Raw genomic sequence first — 16,059 nt, forward strand, 5'->3', positions numbered from 1 at the left:
GTCAGGCGCCGGTGCGGAACACCTGGACCACGGAGGGGCGCGGGGCACGGACCTGGCCAGGCTTCGGCGTCGTGCCGGCCGCCACGTAGTCCGGGAAGAAGGACAGCTGCGCGTCGAACGAGCCGTCCTCGCCCGGGTGCTGCACGGAGACGAACACGGTACGTTCCTCGTCATGGATGATCGGCCCGCAGGTCTCGCCGTCGCGCGGGACGGCGAGGAACTGTTCCACCTTTCCGCGCTCGGCACCATCGAGGGTGACCTTGAACAGGCCGTCCGCCTTGCCGATGCCTGACGGGGCGCCGTCCGTGGAGATCCAGAGGTTGCCGACGGAGTCGAACGCGAGGTTGTCCGGGCAGGAGATGGGCGAGACCTGGTCCGCCGGGAAGCCGGAGAAGTACGTGACGTCGCCCTGGGACGGATCGCCGCAGACCATCAGCAGGTTCCAGGTGAAGGCCGTGGACGTCTGGTCACCGGTCTCGATGATTTCGACGACGTGGCCGTCGCGGTTGTTGTTGCGCGGGTTGACCTCGGTGGCCCCTTCCTTGCCGAAACTGCCGCGGTCCGAGTTGTTGGTGCAGGCGACGTAGACCTTGCCGGTCAGGAGGCTCGGCTCAACGTCCTCGCAGCGGTCCATCTTGGTGGGGCCCACCTTGTCCGCGGCCAGGCGCGTGTAGACGAGCACTTCCTCCACCGACATGCCGGGCACCGCGGACTTGCCGTCCACCACCAGCGGCAGCCACTGGCCGGTGCCGTCGAAGCCGCCGTCGGCGGGGACATTGCCTGTGCCATCGAGCTGGAACGCCGGGGAGCTGCCCTCGAACCTGGCGACATACAGGTTGCCCTCGGACAGCAGCGTCATATTGTGGGCGCGGTCGGCAGCGTTTATACCGGGACGGTAAGTTGCGGCCGAGACGAACTTGTACAGGTAGTCGAAGCGCTCATCGTCGCCCATGTACGCGACCACGCGCCCCGAGTCTGCCACGATCACGTTGGCGCCTTCATGCTTGAAGCGGCCCAGGGCGGAGTGCTTCTTCGGCGTGGACGTGGGGTCGAAGGGATCCACTTCCACGATCCAGCCGAAGCGGTTGGTCTCGTTCTCGTAGCCGGCGTTGTTGGTGTTGAAGCGCGGATCGTCGAGATCCCACTGGCGTGCGGTCGGCTTGTTGGTGAGTCCGTAGCGCTTGTCCGCGGTGGAAGTGCCCGGGGAGACAAAGTAGCCGTTGAAGTTCTCCTCGCCGGAGAGGACTGTGCCCCAGGGCGTGGTGCCGCCGGAGCAGTTACCCAGTGTCCCGCGGATGGCGCGCCCGGTGGGATCGGCGACGGTCCGGACCAGGGCGGAGCCAGCAACCGGGCCCGTGAGTTCGTAGACCGTGTCGTTGAGGTAGCGGCGGTTGAGCCGGGCTCCCTTGACGTAGCTCCACGGCTTGTTCCTGTTCTGGCGCTCGAGTTCCACGACCGTGAGTCCGTGCGCGGCGGCGGCGACGGCACGGACCTCGCCCGCGGGGAGCGAGGCCGGGAACATGATGGCCTCGTTGGTGTATTCGTGGTTGGCGAAGAGCACCGCGCGGCGGCCCTTGCTGCCGGGAACCTCGAGGATGTCCGTGTAGTCGTTGTTGTAGCCGAACTGCCGTGCCTGCGCCGCGGCGGTCTGGTTGTTGAGGTCGAAGTCCGGCGCGTCGCGGAAGATCGGGTCGCCCCAGCGGATGACCGGCTGCCAGCCAAAACCTTCAGGCACGGTGAAGGCGTCGACGGCGGCGTCCACCGGGGCGATGGCCGCGAAGGTGAGCTTGGAGCGGCCGAAGCCGTCCCTGGCGGCGGCCGCGAGGCCCGGACCGCCGTCGGCCACCGCGGACTCGGCCGAGGCCAGGGCACTGCCGAACGCGACGGCGAGGGCTCCCGCGGCCCCGAAGCCGAGCGCGGCACGGCGGGACATGGTGGCGGAGGCGATGTCGCGGAAGTAGCTGTTGGAACTGGTGTTGCAGACTTCACCCGAGCAGGCGTTGTCGCACTTCAGCGCGCACGTGACAGGGCTGCGCTTGCCTTTGGTGTGGCCGAGCATGGGGAGCAGGGAAAATTTGCGTCCGGAAGAGACAGACATGGAGAGACCTTCCATGGGAGTGAGATGCGGTCCCGGCCACCCTGCCAGTCACGGGCTACCGAGAGACGTCTCCCAGATGAAGACCCGGTGAACTCGCCGGCGGAACCCGCAAGACCCGAGGAAGCGTCAGCCAAACCCCCGGCGGAACCTGGGGGAGCGTCTCAGGGGCGGGCCAAAGCCAGCACTGCATGGACGCGGCGCAGCCGGTCCAGCCACCAGTCCCGGCGCTCCGGCGAAGCGGCATGCTCGGCCAGCAGCGCCGGATCGGCGGATACGTCGCGGAGCCGGATGGCGCCGTCGTCGGGCACCAGCGGGTCCCGGCTGACATCGGCCGCGAGCAGTGACACGGTCCCGAGCCCGCAAGCGTACGGCAATTCCGGCAGGGCGGCGGCGAGCGCCAGCCCCGCACGGATCCCCACCGACGTGTCCAGGGCCGAACTGACGACGGCGGGGAGCCCGGCCTGCGCCACGATGTCCAGGGCGCGGCGCACTCCCCCGAGCGGCGCCACCTTCACCACGATCAGGTCCGCGGCGCCGGCACGCGCCACCTTGATCGGGTCGTCCTCCTTGCGAACGCTCTCGTCCGCGGCGATGAGCAGGGGGATCCCGGCCGCCCGCAGCCGGCGCCGCACTTCGGCCAGGCCTGCGATATCGGGCACTGGCTGTTCCGCATACTCCAGCCCGACGGCGGAGAGCCGGATCAGCGCCTCGACGGCCGCCGGGACACTCCAGCCGCCGTTCGCGTCCACCCGGATCGCGGCATCCGGCAGCGCCGCCCGGACCGCGGCGACCCGGGAAACGTCATCCGCCAGGCTCTGGCCGCGCTCGGCGACTTTGACCTTCACGGCGTCGACCCGGCCGAAACGGGCCAGGATGTCCGGCACCCTGTCTGCCGTGACCGCGGGGACGGTGGCGTTGACCGGGATGCTGCTCCGCAGCGGCTCAGGGAATCCCTGCCAGCCGGCCTCGATGGCGGAGGCGAGCCAGCGGGAAGCCTCCGGGTCGCCGTACTCGGGAAAGGGGCAGAATTCGCCCCAGCCCAGCGGGCCGCGGAGCAGCAGGGCTTCGCGCTGCAGGATGCCGCGGAATTTCACCCGCATCGGCAGGCTCACCACATGGGCACCGGCCAGGAGCTGGTCCAGCACGGGGAGCTGCGCCGCATGCGAGGGCGCGGGATTCATGGCGAGATTCGGAGACGGCGGGTCCGCGTTGCTGAGCATCTTTTCACTCTACTGCGGCTCACTGCGGCGGCTCGCGTGACCGGCGGCTCATGTGGCGGCTAACTGAGGCGGCCGAAGAGCGAGCCCCCGTGCCTTGGGCGGGCCGGCGTTGACTGGGGGTGAGCCACCTACTTTTCAGGAGACTCGTCTCGGCCGGCCCGCTCAAGGAGCACTATCCCGGCGGAGAATCCGTCCGGTATGCACGATTCTAGAAACCGGCCGCCGACGCGGCACGAGTAGGGACTACCTGTCTTATCGTGGGGCGCTACGCCTGCCCCGGGTGCCGCAGTTCCCAGACATCGGCCGACGCCCCGTGCGGCAATTCGAGCTGCCACACCTCACCGGCTGCAGGGTAGGCGCGCAGGGTCGTGGGCACTGAACCGTGGCGGTAGGCCTCCACAATCGAAGCGTCGATGAAGATCCGGAGCTCATCGCCGCCGGCCACTGCCACGGTGAACACGGTCCGCTGCCGCCGGGCCGAGCTGAGGACGAGCCTGATCCGCCCCTCACCCCCGGTCACGTGGGCCTCGGCGTGCGGGGGCAGGGCCAGGGTTCCGGCGGCGCCCGTGTGGTGTTGTACGCCGCGGTAGGCCCGGAGTTCCGCTGCCGGCTCGACGGCGAGCGCCCCGCCGTGCGCGGAGAGCTGCCGCGGAAACGTCAGGACTCCGGCCCAGCCGGCGTCGTCGGTCTGCTCCGGGCTGCGGCCCGGCCGGTCCTCGCTGCCCGTCGATTCCGGGGACCAGCCCCAGAGCAGGGTCCGCTCCGGCAGCGGCAGGATCTGCGGCGCATAGAAATCGCGGCCAAGATCAGCCTTCCCGCCCGTTTCCGGGGCGAAGACCGGCAGCCCGGCTAGCCCCGGGACGAGCGCACCGAGGAGATAGCCGACGCCGTTCGGGTGCTCGTGGTGGTCCGTGGAAAGCCACAGCGAGACCATCAGCAGCCAGGTCTCCGCCCCGGACGAATCCGGGACGCTGACCAGCTGCGGACACTCCCAGATCTCCGCAGGAAGGTGCCGGGCAGCCAGCGGATCATCCGAGCTGAACCAGATCCCTTCATACTTCCAGCTGCGGAGATCGTCCAGGCTGTAGAGCAGGACGGCCGCCCGTCCCGATGCCAGCCCGGCACCCTGGAGCGCGAAGCGCCGGCCCTGGAAGCGGAAGATGAACGGATCACGCACAGCAGTGATCCGGGGGTCCGGGGGTACCCCCGCTGCCACGTGACCGTCCTGTGTCCAAGTGGTCAGGCCATCGGAGCCCCGCGCCAGGACGACGCGGGAGTTGCCGCCCTCAGACTCGACGCCGGAGTAGGCAGCGGTGGGGACTCCGCCGTCGTTGGTCACCACCCCCGTCCAGCAGCCGAGCGCGTCCGGCCCACCGGGCTGGGGCCGGAGCGCGACCGGTTCCTCCTGCCAGCGGACCAGATCCGCGGAGCTCAGGTGCCCCCAGCAGATGCCGTGATGCCGAGCCGAGTCCGGGTTGTATTGGAAGAACACGTGGTAGCGGCCGTCGACGTAGCTCAGGCCGTTCGGATCGTTGATCCAGCCTTTCCCCGGCCTGGCATGAAAGCGCGGGAAGGCAGGATCCGGATGATTCGGCACGGTGTCCATGGCCACACACTACCCGCGCGCGGGATGACAGGTCACGGCCGTGCCGGGCGGAATCATTGCGGTGAAATGCCCTCGGATGCCGCCTCGACACAACCTGCCCTCAGGCGGCTCGCAGAGTTTTATGGGAACCTGATAGCGATGAGTTTTCGCCAGGGACATACGAGCAAACACCCGGCTGAGGGGTACCCGCAGCCGGGTTCGACCCGTGCCTCGTCACACCCCGGCAAGGGCCTGGGTAAGGGCCTGGGGCCGATGTTTCTGCTGGCCACCCTGGCCTGCCTGGCCGCACTCGCCGTCACATATTACTTCTTCGTCCGCACCACCACGGGACAGTTCATCGACGAATCGGCGCTGGTCGAGGCCGTCGAGATCCATGGCACCGCGGGTAATGCCGCCAATAAGCTTCTTGACTGGCTGCCGGCCCTGTCCGTGCTGATCGCCACGGTCGTCATCCTGTTTGTCACCGTCCTGCGGCGGCGCTGGGCCGCGGCCGGGATCGCCATGGCAGCCTGCCTGGGCGCGAACGTGGCCACCCAGATCCTCAAGGACCTCGTGCCGGTCCGGCCGTACCGCGGAATCGAGACATTGGAACTGAACTCCCTGCCGTCGGGCCACACCACGCTGGCGGCGTCCGCCGCAGCCGCCGTGTTTCTGGTGGTCTCGCCGCGCTGGCGTCCGCTGGCAGGCTTCCTGGGCGGCAGCTTCGCCGTCGCCACCGGCCTGTCCACCCTCATCAACCAGTGGCACCGCCCCTCCGACGTCGTAGCCGCCTTCCTCGTGGTGGCGGCGTTTATGCTCCCGGCCGGCTGGCTGATCATCCGCACCGGACCGCGCTGGAATGTCTGGACCGGCTACGGGGAACACTGGGCGGCCTCGCGCCTCTGGCTCGCGCTTCCCGTGCTGGCAGGACTCGGCTCGGCCGTGCTGGCCAGCTACTCGCTGCTGCAGATCGCGCCGGGCACGGGACAGGAAAGCAACACGAGCAACTACTTCTGGGCCGGGACCTCACTGATAGTGATCGCCGGGTACCTCGCGACGGTTGCCGGTGTGTGGCTGTTCGGCCACGCCGCGCGACGGCGGGGCGCGCCGCAGCGCTGAGGGGCACCGCGGGGCGGCGCGCTCCGAACTCGCCCGCCCCGAAGCCATGATGTTCCGGGGCCGGCGGTTCGCAGCATCAGCGGGGTATAACGGATGCCCACGCGGTTGAAGCAATCGGAGTCCGAAATTACTTAGGAAATTGCCGCGCAAACATCCACTTTCGGACCGGTCGACTTCACAGCCAGGACATTGAAAGTTGCGAGCGAATCCAGCGTGAGGACCAACCTGCCGGTGTACTGCGTGATAGCGGGACCACCCACGTCGCTGGCAAAGAAGACGGCCCCGTTATGGCCCGTAAACGTTGCGGTCACGGTTCCATCCGGATTTGGGACGTACCGCGCAACCGACCCGGCAGTATTGACCGTGTAGCTCTTCTTGGTGCCGACGTTGGTGTAAGTGAGAAGAACGCCTTTACCCACCGTGAAGATGCTGCCATTCCTAAGTTCGACCTTGGTGATCTTTCCACCCGTGCCGGTGACTGTGACCGGGAAACCGCAGCCTTCCGTCGTCGTGAAGGTGAAATTCTGAAGCTCAGGCGGGCGGCTGACAGCTGCGCCCGCGGGCGCAGCGGCGAGAAGCAGGGCTGCTGTTGCGACAAGGGGCGTGAACCAGCGGGACTGATTTCCGAACATGAACATCTCCTAATTTTTTTGCGTCGAAACGCATCACCCATCCGGGCGGAGACCATGCGCTGCAAATAGTCACGGGCGAACCCTGACGGCGGCACTCGTGCCGCCCCGCGTAGGGCCGGCCTGGATGCGCCGGCGCAGGGATCGACCTTACTAAGCTCACGTGGCTTTCGCCCGAGTAGTCGATACCTGTAATCGCGGCTGTTCCTCGGTACGCAGCAGCGTCCGAGGAACTTCACGACCCTCACTTTGCCCGACCTTGCCGCTGAATTGGGTGCCTTCACCCCGCTCTTCGCGCAGCTACGTGCCCGGTCCCTCACGCCCTGCCGCAAACAAGTCCGGAGATCTGCCCTCAGTAGTTCCGCCGGTGCCTGAGGCGGGGGATGGTGACGGCGAAAACGGCCGCGGCAGCGAAGCCGAGCACGCCGGTGGCGCCCACTCCCGCCCCGAGCGAGGCCACGGCCGTCACTCCCGAGAGCAGCACGGGCCCGCCGGTGGCGCCGGCGTCGGCCATGAACCGCCAGATGCCGAGGAACTGGCCGCGGCCGTTGTCGGGCGAGAAATCGGCGCCCAGGGTCATGTTCAGGCCGGAGCTGATGCCGTTGCCGAAGCCGATCAGGAGCGCCGCGAGCAGCAGTCCCACAAAGCCGGTGCTGAGCGGGATCAGCAGCATCGCCGTCCCCATGATCAGCGTGGAGGGGACCGCGACCCACTGCCTGCCCTTGCGGTCCATCAGCTTACCGGCCGGGTAGAAGACCAGCATGTCGATGGCACCGGAGAGCCCGTAGATGAGCGACGCCTGGGTTGCATCCATCCCCAGGTGTTCGGCCCAGAGCGGGATCACCACCTGGCGGGAGGCCCGCAGCGCGCTGAGCAGCAGCACACCGACGCCCACGGTCAGGAAGACCCCGGCGTGGGACACCGCGACGCTGCGCATCGTCGCTTGCGTCACCGGTCCGCCGGCCGCCGGCGCGGGCTTCGCCACGAGGTCCGGGATGGTCACGGACAGTGCCGCCGCGGCGGCCATCGCCACGACGCCGGCCCAGTAGGCGCCGGTGATGCCGGCGAACTGCATCACCGCGGCGCCGATGAACGGGCCGATGAAGATGCCGATCCGGTTGACGCCGCCGAGGGTGGACAGGGCCCGGGCCCTGAGGATCACCGGCACCGCCTCGGTCAGGTACTTCTGCCGCGCCAGGCTGAAGACGCTGGCGGCCATCCCGACGACGAGCATCGCCACGGCGAGCAGCCAGAGCCCCTCGGGCACCAGTGCGGAGAGGGCCGCCCCGGCCAACGCGATGGCACTGGCGGCGGCCGCACCGACGATCGCCCAGCGCTCGCCGAACTTCAACGTGATGAGCGAGGCCGGCAGGTTGAAAAACCAGGATCCGAGCCCGATCAGCGTCACGATCAGCGCGGCTACGGCCACCGAGGCGCCCAGGTCCCGGGCGGACAGCGCCACGACCGGAAGGATCGCGCCTTCCCCGATGCTGAAAAGCAGGGCCGGGCCGAACGCGGGAACGGCGATGCTGCGGAGGCTGAACGGTGCGGGGCGTGTAGTGGTCATCCCCTTCATCCTAGGGGCCGAACAAACGCGGCTGCCCCGGGCACCCCGCCCGACTAAGGCACGGCCTAGACGTACCCGTCCACGATGGCGGCGGCGATTTCCCGGTAGGCGCGCCGTGTTTCCGGGCGGAGCACATCCAGGGTGACCAGGTCACCATCGGCCACACCGCGGTCGTGCGGGACGGCAATCAGCTGGCGGCAGATCCCGGACAGGTGGTCTTCGATCGCGTCCTTGTCCACCCGGGAGGAAACCTCGTCCTTGTCCGTGATGACGACGACGGCGTTGCGGGCCAGTTCCTCGTAGCCGTGGCTGGCCAGCCAGTGCAGGGTGCTGCGGGCCCGCTTGGCGCCGCTGACCGCGTAGCCGGCCGCGATGATCAGGTTGTCCGCGGACTGCAGGATGCCGCTCATGGCGTTGTGTGTGACGCCGGTGCCACAGTCGGTGAGGGCCACCGAGTAGTAGCCGGAGATGAGTTTGCGGATCCGCAGGTACTCTTCGGCCGTCAGGGAGTCCGAGACCTCGGGATCCTGCTCTCCGGCGATCAGGTGCAGCCGGCCGGCATGGTGCATATACCGGGCCAGGGCGGTAAGGGAATCGACGGACTCGATGTTCTGCAGCAGGTCCGTGATGGTGCGGGGACTCTGCTGCTGGTAAATGCCCTCGCCGAGCGCGCGCTCCACAAGGTCGCCGGAGTCCGGGTTGGCGTCGATCGCGCACGGCGGGTCCCCGCGGAATTCCGCCAAGGTCAGGCCGACGCCGACGGTGGTGGAGGTCTTGCCGATGCCGCCCTTGAGGCTCAGGACGCCGGTGTTGTAGCTGCCCTGGAGCTGGCGGGAGATGCGCCGCGCGAGCTCGTCTTCTTCGCGCTGCCGTGCGCTCGGGCCGAGATTGAGGCCGCCCCCGGTCATCTTGTAGAGGGCGCCGCGGAAGCCGCCTACCGGCTTCGGCTTCTGCTCGCGGACGAAGAGGCCGGGCGAGCTGATGAAGTCCGGAACCGGAGCCGAGGCCAGGGCCGCTGCCCGGCTGGCCGTGCGGGTGGAACGGGGCGGCTGGGCCGGGACGCTGGGCGCCGTCTCCGGGGCAGCCGGCAAGGCCGACCGCCGGGAGGGTGCTGCGCCGGCGTCGGAGTCCGGAACCTCGGTGGCGTCCGGGGACAGCGGATCTCCGGCGGGAACCACCGGTGCCGTGGGGACCTGGCGGATCACCGGTGTCGATCCGGTGGCGGGCTCCGAATTGCGTTCGTCGGCTGCTTCGGCGGCCTCGGCCCAAGAACTGCGGCGCTTCGGTTCGGCACGGTCGGCGGCTTCGGCGGGGCTGGTGCGAGGATTGATGACCGGCATGGTTCCTGTCCAGGCAGCTTCGTCACCGTCGGCACGACGCAGGTCGCGCCGACGGCGGGTTTCAGGCTGCCCTGAGTTGTCAGTAGTGGCAGCTGAATTGTCTTCCACCGAATCGGGCATCGTTGATTTCTCCCAGGACTCACAGCGGGGCATGCTGCGGCGCTTGTTTGACGTCGTTCAAAGGGCAAGTCTAGGCGCAGTCGTGAGCACCCTTATCATCCGGGGAAATGAGGGCTTCAGTGGTGCGCCCGGGTCTCCTGCAGGCGCCTGATGAACCATCGTGACTGCTCAGGGCCGTAGGGAAGGACCGGGATGGCCTTGGTGGCGTCGTCGGGGGTTTCCCGCGTGGCCTGGATGGCCTGGCGCACCGCGGTGCCCATGGTGTTGGCCATGGTCTTGACGAACTGGTCGCTGCAGGGTTCCCCATGGCCGGGAACCAGGAATTCATAGCGGTGACGCAGCGCGGACACGTGCCGGAGGGCGTCCGCCCATTCCTCGGGGTACGAGTCTTCAAAAGAGGGGTGCGAGCCCTGTTCCACGAGGTCACCGGCGTAGAGCGTGGTGGCTGTTCCGACGAGGAGGTCCCCGTCGGTGTGGCCGCGGCCCAGGTAGAACAGCGTGACGGTCTGGCCGCCAAGGTCCACCAGGACCGGCTGGTCCTTCACGATCGCGTTCGGAACCACGAGTTCGACGTTGCTGCCTTCGCCGGCAGCCATTTCCGGCTCCTCGGCTGCGACGGCGCGGCGCTGGCTGTCCCCGTTCTCTTCGATCTCCGCAGCGCAGCTCTCGTGCGCCCAGAACTCCGTCACGCCGTCGTCAGCGAAGACAGCGTTGCCGAAGAAGTGGTCATAGTGCGCGTGCGTGTTGACGACGACGAGCGGCAGCCCGGTCTTGGTCCGCACCGCCTCCAGGATCTCGCGTCCCTGCCGGGGCCCGCCGCCGGTGTCGATCACCATGGCGCGTTCGGTGCCGACCACCAGGCCGGTGTTGAGCAGGGAACCTTGGGTTGTCAGGACGTAGTTGTCCGGACCTACCTCGAGCCATCGTGACATTGAATCTCCGTATTCCGGCACTGTTCCGACACTGTTCCGGCGCCGCTGGTGCGATGTTCTGCCCTCGATTGTACCCATGCCCGGCTGACAATTCCCGGAGGGCATACCCGCCTTTGGGAACCCAACGGGAAGCCATCGCCTGGGGCAGCGCCGCCGTGTAGCCTGTGGCTACTTCAGTTGTTCCGCCACTTGCTCCATCGAACGATCGGAGGTTGCTCCCGATGGAATCCGGCACGTCACTGGAGCGGATGGTGTTCTTCAGCGACGCCGTCTTTGCGATCGCGCTGACGCTACTGGCACTGGACCTGAAGCTGCCTGCCGGCATTCCGGCGGAGCAGCTGGACGATGCCCTGGTCGCTGCGCTGCCGCAACTGCTCGCGTATGCGCTGTCATTCCTCATCATCGCCAGGACCTGGATGTCACACCATTCCGACTTCGCACGGATCCGCCGTTTCAATGTGAACCTGGGCCGGCTGAATCTGGCCCTCTTGTTCTTCATCGCCATGCTGCCCGGTCCGACGTCTGTGCTCAGCCAATACGGGGATGACCCCACGCCCTGGCCGAGTGTTCTGTACGCCGCCAACATCGCCGCGGTCTACCTGACCATGGCGGCCATCTGGGGGTACGCCAAACATGCAGACCTGATGGAGCGGGAAATGGCACCCGACGGCCACCGGAAGGTATTCAGCATTCGGCTGGCCGGGGCGCTGGTCTTCCTGCTCTCGATTCCGGCGGCGTTTGTCCTCAACGCCTACACACCGTTCCTGTGGCTACTGCTCGTGCCGGCGTCATGGGCGGCCCGCCGGTTTTCGGCACCCGCTGAACGCCGGGCCGACCGAAACTGACCCCGGCCGTCTCCGTCGGTTCCCGTGGCCGGCAGAACAACCGTGTATACACCCCGGCGACCGTTGGGATGCTCGCGGTCGCTCGTTCGCAGGTGCTGGCGGGCGTACCGTGACGGCTACTTCCAGCCAGTGATGTCACTACGAATCTCCGCCGGGTTACCGGATACCACCACGTTCGCGGGGACATCGCGGCTTACAACAGACCCGGCACCGATCACCGCGTTATCGCCAATCGTGACGCCTTTGAGGATGATCGCTCCTGTACCGATCAGGACGTGGTTGCCAATCTTGATCGGCTTTGTCGGATTGCTGGTGCGGCCGTCCGCATAGGTGAGCGTGTGGAAGTCGGTGTCGAGGATCTGGACGAGCCAAGAGAACTCACAGTAGTCGCCTATGGTCAGCCCGGACCTGACGTTGATCCGGGACCGTGCGCCGATCTTGGTTCGGGACCCGACAGACATCAAAGCCGGCGCTTCGGGGGTTCCAATAACTGCGACGTGTGTCCCCTTGCCAATCACAAAACCGGAGCCCGCATGAATACTGCCATCCTTGACGGTGATCTTCGTCCCTCTGTCCACTCGGGCTCTTGGCATCCCAAGTGAGGCTGCGCGGGCACGGTTTTCAGCGGAACGAAGCTTCCCCCAGATATTCATGGCCCCATCATAGGGCCATCTCCGACCACCGCAGGCCTCCTCCGGCAGCCGCGCCGGACCCGTCACATATCCGCCAGGACAGACCCCGGATTTTCGATCGCGTCGGCGACGTAGCGCAGGAAGCCGCCGGCCGTTCCACCGTCGCAGACACGGTGGTCGAAGGTGAGGGTCAGTTCGGTGACCTTGCGGACCGCGAGTTCGCCGCTGACAACCCAGGGCTTGTCGATGATCCGTCCGACGCCGAGAATTCCCACCTCGGGGTGGTTGATGATCGCGGCGGAACCGTCCACGCCAAACACGCCGTAGTTGTTCAGTGTGAACGTGCCGCTGCCCAGCTCCGCCGGGGTCGCCTTGCCTTCGCGGACGACGGCGGTAAGCCGGCGGATCTCGGCGTCGAGTTCGCGGGCGCTGAGCTTGTCCGCGTTGCGCACGGAGGGCACCATGAGGCCGCGGTCGGTCTGCGCCGCGAAGCCGAGGTTGACGCCGTCGAAGGCCACAATCTCCTGCATCGCGCCGCCCGTGGTGTCCTCGGTGGTGACGATGCGGGTGTTGAGTTCAGGGAACTTCTTCAGCCCTGCGGTGACGAATCGCGCGATGAAAGCAAGCAAACCGGGGGTGTTGTGCGGGTCCGCATTCTTCAGGGCGGCCCGCATCTCCACGAGCGCCGTGGCGTCCACATCGACCCACACCGTGGCTTCCGGGATCTCGGAACGGCTGCGCGCCATGTTCGCCGCAACGGCCTTCCGCACACCGCGCACGGCAGTGCGCCCGGAAATGCCCAGGCCAGTGCGTGCGTCTGTGTCGGACGCCGCGACAGCCTCAACCACGGGGCGCTCAGCCACTGTGGACGGCCTGATGACAGCCTCGACATCGCGCCGCATAATGAGCCCGCTGGCCCCCGACCCGTGGAGTCCCCCCAAATCAACCCCATGATCGCGTGCCATCCGGCGAACCAGCGGAGATATAACAGCCCCCAACTTCCCGGGCACCCGGGTCCGCATCAGCAGCAGGTCATCGGCAGCCTTCTCCGCCACAGAAATCTGGCTCGCGGCACCCGAAGTCTCGACGGGCTCGACCGCCGAAGACTTCCGTGGCCGCGTCCGCCGGGCAACCCCATGCCCGCCCGGAGTCCCGTACCCAATCAGGACATTCCCGGACCCGGCCTTCTCCTCCTCGCGGTAAGTTTCTGCGGCAACCACGGCAGGTGACTCAACCGCGGACTCAGTCGCTGCAGGCAATGCCGCCCCGGGAGTGGCATCGGGCCTGTCGGAGCCGGCAGCATCGTCCGCAGGACGAATGCTGTCCGGCGAAGGGGCGGGGGCGGCATTGCCTGTGGCGGCGCCACCGGCGGCAGCAGTCACACCTGGAGCAGCCACACCGATAGGAGTCACCGAGATCAGCGGCTTGCCGACGTCGAGCGTCTGGCCGGGTTCGCCGTGCAGCACGGCGACAGTGCCGGCGTACGGGGAGGGCACCTCCACCAGGGACTTGGCCGTCTCCACCTCGGCGATCGGCTGATCCACGCGGATCTCGTCGCCCACAGCCACGAGCCAGTGCACGAGTTCGGCTTCGGTGAGTCCTTCGCCGAGGTCCGGGAGGAGGAATACTTTCGTTTCGCTCATGGTCAGTCTTCCCACTGGAGGTCGTCAACGGCGTCGAGGATGCGGTCCACGCCGGGCAGGTAGTAGTGCTCAAGTTTCGGCGCCGGGTACGGCACATCGAAGCCGGTGACCCGGCGGATCGGCGCGGCGAGGTGATGGAAACAGCGTTCCTGGACCCGGGCCACGATCTCGGAGGCCACGGAGGCAAAGCCGTGCGCCTCGGCGATAACCACGGCGCGGCCGGTCTTGCGGACCGAGGCGCAGACCGTCTCGTCATCGAAGGGCACGATCGAGCGGACGTCGATCACTTCGAGCGAGCGGCCTTCCTCGGCGGCCGCAGCGGCGGCGGCGAGCGCCGTCGGGACGGAGGGGCCGTAGGCGATCAGCGTCGCGTCGGTTCCCGGGCGGGCGACGGCGGCACGGCCCTCGGAGGAGGTCCCGCGCTCGGTGTTCGCCGTGTGCTCGGCACGCAGCGCGTCCAGGTCCACCTGGTCCTTGGACCAGTAGAGCTTCTTCGGTTCCATGAACATGACGGGGTCGTCGGAGTCGATGGCCTCGCGGAGCATCCGGTAGCCGTCGGCCACGGTGGCCGGCGTGAAGACCTTCAGCCCGGCGGTGTGGGCGTAGTAGGCCTCGGAGGAGTCGCAGTGGTGCTCCACTCCCCCGATGCCGCCGGCGTAGGGGACACGGATGACCATGGGCAGCTTCACGGCTCCCTTGGTGCGGTTGTGCATCTTGGCGACGTGGCTGACGATCTGTTCGAACGCCGGGTAGGCGAAGGCGTCGAACTGCATCTCGATGACCGGGCGCATGCCGTTCATCGCCATGCCGACCGCCATGCCGACGATGCCGGATTCGGCCAGCGGCGTGTCGAAGCAGCGGCTCTGCCCGAAGGTCTTGGTGAGCCCGTCCGTGATGCGGAAGACGCCGCCGAGCATGCCGACGTCCTCGCCGAAGACCAGGACCGAGGGGTCCGCGTGCATGGCGTCGGCCATGGCGGTGTTCAGTGCCTTGGCGAGGGTGATGGTCTGCGGGCCGGTCTGCTCTGTTTTCTGCTCGGACGCAGCCGCGGCCTTGGCGGCCGCTCGCGCGGTGGCGGAGCTGACGTTGCCGTTCGCCTCGGACGAGGTGGTGACTGTGGGGCTCATTTCGCGGCCTCTTCCCGGGCGAGCTCGTCGGCGAGCAGGGCGGATTGTTCCGTCAGCTGCGGGGTGGGGGTGGAGAAGACGTACTTGAAGAGGTCCAGCGGCTCCACCGGGACGTCCTCACCAAGGCCTTCGCGCAGCTGCGCGGCAACCGCTTCGGCCTTTTCGGCGATCCGGGCAGTGCCGCCGTCGTCGAGCAGTCCGCGCTCCGTCAGGTAGCTCTTCATCCGGCTCAGCGGGTCCTTGGCCACCCATGCGGCGACCTCGCTGTCCTGGCGGTAGCGGGTCGCGTCGTCGGCGTTGGTGTGGGCCTGCATCCGGTAGGTGTGGGCCTCGACGAGCAGCGGTCCGGAGCCTTCGCGGGCGAGCTTGACGGCCCGGCCCAGCACCGCGAGCAGGGCGACGACGTCATTGCCGTCCACGCGCTCGCCGGCCATGCCGTAGCCGACGGCCTTGTGGGCCAGCGACGGCGCCACGGACTGGTGCGCCAGCGGCACGGAGATCGCGTACTGGTTGTTCTGGACGAAGAAGACCACGGGCAGGTGGAACACGGCGGCGAAGTTCAGCGCCTCGTGGAAGTCGCCCTCGCTCGTGGCTCCGTCGCCGCACATGGCCAGGACGACGGTGTCCTCGCCGCGCAGCTTGGCGGCATGGGCCACCCCGACGCCGTGCAGCAGCTGGGTGGTCAGCGGGGTGCACTGGATGCCGACCTTGTGCTTGGTGGGGTCGTAGCCGCCGTGCCAGTCGCCGCGGAAGAGCGTCATGGTCTGGACGGGATCGACGCCGCGGGCCATCACGGCCACGGAATCACGGTAGGTGGGGAACATCCAGTCGCCGTCGGACAGGCAGAGGGCAGCGGCAACCTGGCAGGCCTCCTGGCCGTGGCTGGAGGGGTAGACGGCCATCCGGCCCTGGCGGACGAGGGCGGAGTTCTGGTCATTGACGCGGCGCCCGACGACGAGCTGCTCGTAGGCGGTCATCAGTTCGTCATCGCCGGGGAGGCTGTACTCGTGGCCGGCCTGGGCGCCCTGCTCGGTGTGGAGGTTCAGGGTGCCGTCAGGGCCGACCATCTGGATCTGGTGGCGGGCGGGCAGCATGTAGTCCTCGGCTGTGATGCCGAACTTGCGCACGGCCTCGCTGGCGGCGTCTTCAGCTGGCGGGTGCTGTGCAGTGTGGTCTGCGGAGATCGTCATTGGTCCGTCCTT

Annotated in this window: 13 protein-coding genes; 2 read left to right on the forward strand and 11 right to left on the reverse strand. The window is 67.9% G+C overall.

Going from position 1 to position 16,059, the window contains the following annotated elements; all coding sequences use genetic code 11:
• Position 1 precedes the first annotated feature (1 nt).
• From ACQCSU_RS07650 to ACQCSU_RS07660, 3 genes are all read right to left on the reverse strand, one after another.
• A complete protein-coding gene (locus ACQCSU_RS07650; RefSeq protein ID WP_426979149.1) occupies positions 2-2,098 on the reverse strand; it encodes a PhoX family protein in 2,097 nt (698 codons plus the stop codon).
• A gap of 161 nt (positions 2,099-2,259) precedes the next feature.
• The gene (locus ACQCSU_RS07655; protein ID WP_426979743.1) at positions 2,260-3,279 is read right to left on the reverse strand and encodes an o-succinylbenzoate synthase; all 1,020 of its coding nucleotides are present in this window, start codon (positions 3,277-3,279) and stop codon (positions 2,260-2,262) included.
• Between the two features lie 304 nt (positions 3,280-3,583).
• Entirely contained in the window at positions 3,584-4,924 is a 1,341-nt protein-coding gene (locus tag ACQCSU_RS07660) for a glycoside hydrolase family 32 protein (RefSeq protein ID WP_426979150.1), read from the reverse strand.
• 138 nt (positions 4,925-5,062) lie between these two features.
• Between ACQCSU_RS07660 and ACQCSU_RS07665 the strand changes: the two genes are divergently transcribed.
• Positions 5,063-6,022 (forward strand): phosphatase PAP2 family protein, encoded by a 960-nt coding sequence (locus tag ACQCSU_RS07665; RefSeq protein WP_426979151.1) that lies wholly within the window; start codon positions 5,063-5,065, stop codon positions 6,020-6,022.
• A gap of 131 nt (positions 6,023-6,153) precedes the next feature.
• On the opposite strand, the gene ACQCSU_RS07670 is transcribed toward ACQCSU_RS07665, so the two are convergent.
• The 4 genes from ACQCSU_RS07670 to ACQCSU_RS07685 all read right to left on the reverse strand — a co-directional run bounded on the left by ACQCSU_RS07670 (position 6,154) and on the right by ACQCSU_RS07685 (position 10,610).
• Complete coding sequence (locus ACQCSU_RS07670) at positions 6,154-6,654, reverse strand: hypothetical protein (RefSeq protein ID WP_426979152.1); 501 nt, start codon at positions 6,652-6,654, stop codon at positions 6,154-6,156.
• 349 nt (positions 6,655-7,003) lie between these two features.
• Complete coding sequence (locus tag ACQCSU_RS07675) at positions 7,004-8,218, reverse strand: MFS transporter (protein WP_426979153.1); 1,215 nt, start codon at positions 8,216-8,218, stop codon at positions 7,004-7,006.
• 65 nt (positions 8,219-8,283) lie between these two features.
• Positions 8,284-9,678 (reverse strand): MinD/ParA family ATP-binding protein, encoded by a 1,395-nt coding sequence (locus ACQCSU_RS07680; RefSeq protein WP_426979154.1) that lies wholly within the window; start codon positions 9,676-9,678, stop codon positions 8,284-8,286.
• A 116-nt stretch (positions 9,679-9,794) separates the two neighbouring features.
• Complete coding sequence (locus ACQCSU_RS07685; protein WP_426979155.1) at positions 9,795-10,610, reverse strand: MBL fold metallo-hydrolase; 816 nt, start codon at positions 10,608-10,610, stop codon at positions 9,795-9,797.
• A 221-nt stretch (positions 10,611-10,831) separates the two neighbouring features.
• On the opposite strand from ACQCSU_RS07685, the gene ACQCSU_RS07690 reads away from it, so the two are divergent.
• The gene (locus ACQCSU_RS07690; RefSeq protein WP_426979156.1) at positions 10,832-11,455 is read left to right on the forward strand and encodes a TMEM175 family protein; all 624 of its coding nucleotides are present in this window, start codon (positions 10,832-10,834) and stop codon (positions 11,453-11,455) included.
• Between the two features lie 116 nt (positions 11,456-11,571).
• Here ACQCSU_RS07690 and ACQCSU_RS07695 read toward each other — a convergent pair whose 3' ends face one another.
• The 4 genes from ACQCSU_RS07695 to ACQCSU_RS07710 all read right to left on the reverse strand — a co-directional run bounded on the left by ACQCSU_RS07695 (position 11,572) and on the right by ACQCSU_RS07710 (position 16,047).
• Positions 11,572-12,108 carry an acyltransferase gene (locus ACQCSU_RS07695; protein ID WP_426979157.1) on the reverse strand — a complete coding sequence of 179 codons (537 nt, stop codon included), beginning with the start codon at positions 12,106-12,108 and terminating at the stop codon, positions 11,572-11,574.
• Between the two features lie 62 nt (positions 12,109-12,170).
• Positions 12,171-13,730, reverse strand: coding sequence for a dihydrolipoamide acetyltransferase family protein (locus ACQCSU_RS07700; protein WP_426979158.1), 1,560 nt, complete (start codon positions 13,728-13,730; stop codon positions 12,171-12,173).
• Between the two features lie 2 nt (positions 13,731-13,732).
• Positions 13,733-14,857, reverse strand: a complete 1,125-nt coding sequence (locus tag ACQCSU_RS07705; protein ID WP_426979159.1) for an alpha-ketoacid dehydrogenase subunit beta — start codon at positions 14,855-14,857, stop codon at positions 13,733-13,735.
• A complete protein-coding gene (locus ACQCSU_RS07710) occupies positions 14,854-16,047 on the reverse strand; it encodes a thiamine pyrophosphate-dependent dehydrogenase E1 component subunit alpha (protein ID WP_426979160.1) in 1,194 nt (397 codons plus the stop codon). The genes ACQCSU_RS07705 and ACQCSU_RS07710 overlap by 4 nt, the downstream gene beginning before the upstream one ends.
• Positions 16,048-16,059 lie beyond the last annotated feature (12 nt).

It is taken from the genome of Pseudarthrobacter sp. O4 (assembly GCF_050157025.1).
Lineage (GTDB): Bacteria > Actinomycetota > Actinomycetes > Actinomycetales > Micrococcaceae > Arthrobacter.

Bases quoted from the DNA above. Each gene is read 5' to 3' on its own strand.
- ACQCSU_RS07650 (WP_426979149.1), bottom strand. From the start codon at position 2,098: ATGTCTGTCTCTTCCGGACGCAAATTTTCCCTGCTCCCCATGCTCGGC.
- ACQCSU_RS07655 (WP_426979743.1), bottom strand. From the start codon at position 3,279: ATGAATCCCGCGCCCTCGCATGCGGCGCAGCTCCCCGTGCTGGACCAG.
- ACQCSU_RS07660 (WP_426979150.1), bottom strand. From the start codon at position 4,924: ATGGACACCGTGCCGAATCATCCGGATCCTGCCTTCCCGCGCTTTCAT.
- ACQCSU_RS07665 (WP_426979151.1), top strand. From the start codon at position 5,063: ATGAGTTTTCGCCAGGGACATACGAGCAAACACCCGGCTGAGGGGTAC.
- ACQCSU_RS07670 (WP_426979152.1), bottom strand. From the start codon at position 6,654: ATGTTCGGAAATCAGTCCCGCTGGTTCACGCCCCTTGTCGCAACAGCA.
- ACQCSU_RS07675 (WP_426979153.1), bottom strand. From the start codon at position 8,218: ATGACCACTACACGCCCCGCACCGTTCAGCCTCCGCAGCATCGCCGTT.
- ACQCSU_RS07680 (WP_426979154.1), bottom strand. From the start codon at position 9,678: ATGCCCGATTCGGTGGAAGACAATTCAGCTGCCACTACTGACAACTCA.
- ACQCSU_RS07685 (WP_426979155.1), bottom strand. From the start codon at position 10,610: ATGTCACGATGGCTCGAGGTAGGTCCGGACAACTACGTCCTGACAACC.
- ACQCSU_RS07690 (WP_426979156.1), top strand. From the start codon at position 10,832: ATGGAATCCGGCACGTCACTGGAGCGGATGGTGTTCTTCAGCGACGCC.
- ACQCSU_RS07695 (WP_426979157.1), bottom strand. From the start codon at position 12,108: ATGAATATCTGGGGGAAGCTTCGTTCCGCTGAAAACCGTGCCCGCGCA.
- ACQCSU_RS07700 (WP_426979158.1), bottom strand. From the start codon at position 13,730: ATGAGCGAAACGAAAGTATTCCTCCTCCCGGACCTCGGCGAAGGACTC.
- ACQCSU_RS07705 (WP_426979159.1), bottom strand. From the start codon at position 14,857: ATGAGCCCCACAGTCACCACCTCGTCCGAGGCGAACGGCAACGTCAGC.
- ACQCSU_RS07710 (WP_426979160.1), bottom strand. From the start codon at position 16,047: ATGACGATCTCCGCAGACCACACTGCACAGCACCCGCCAGCTGAAGAC.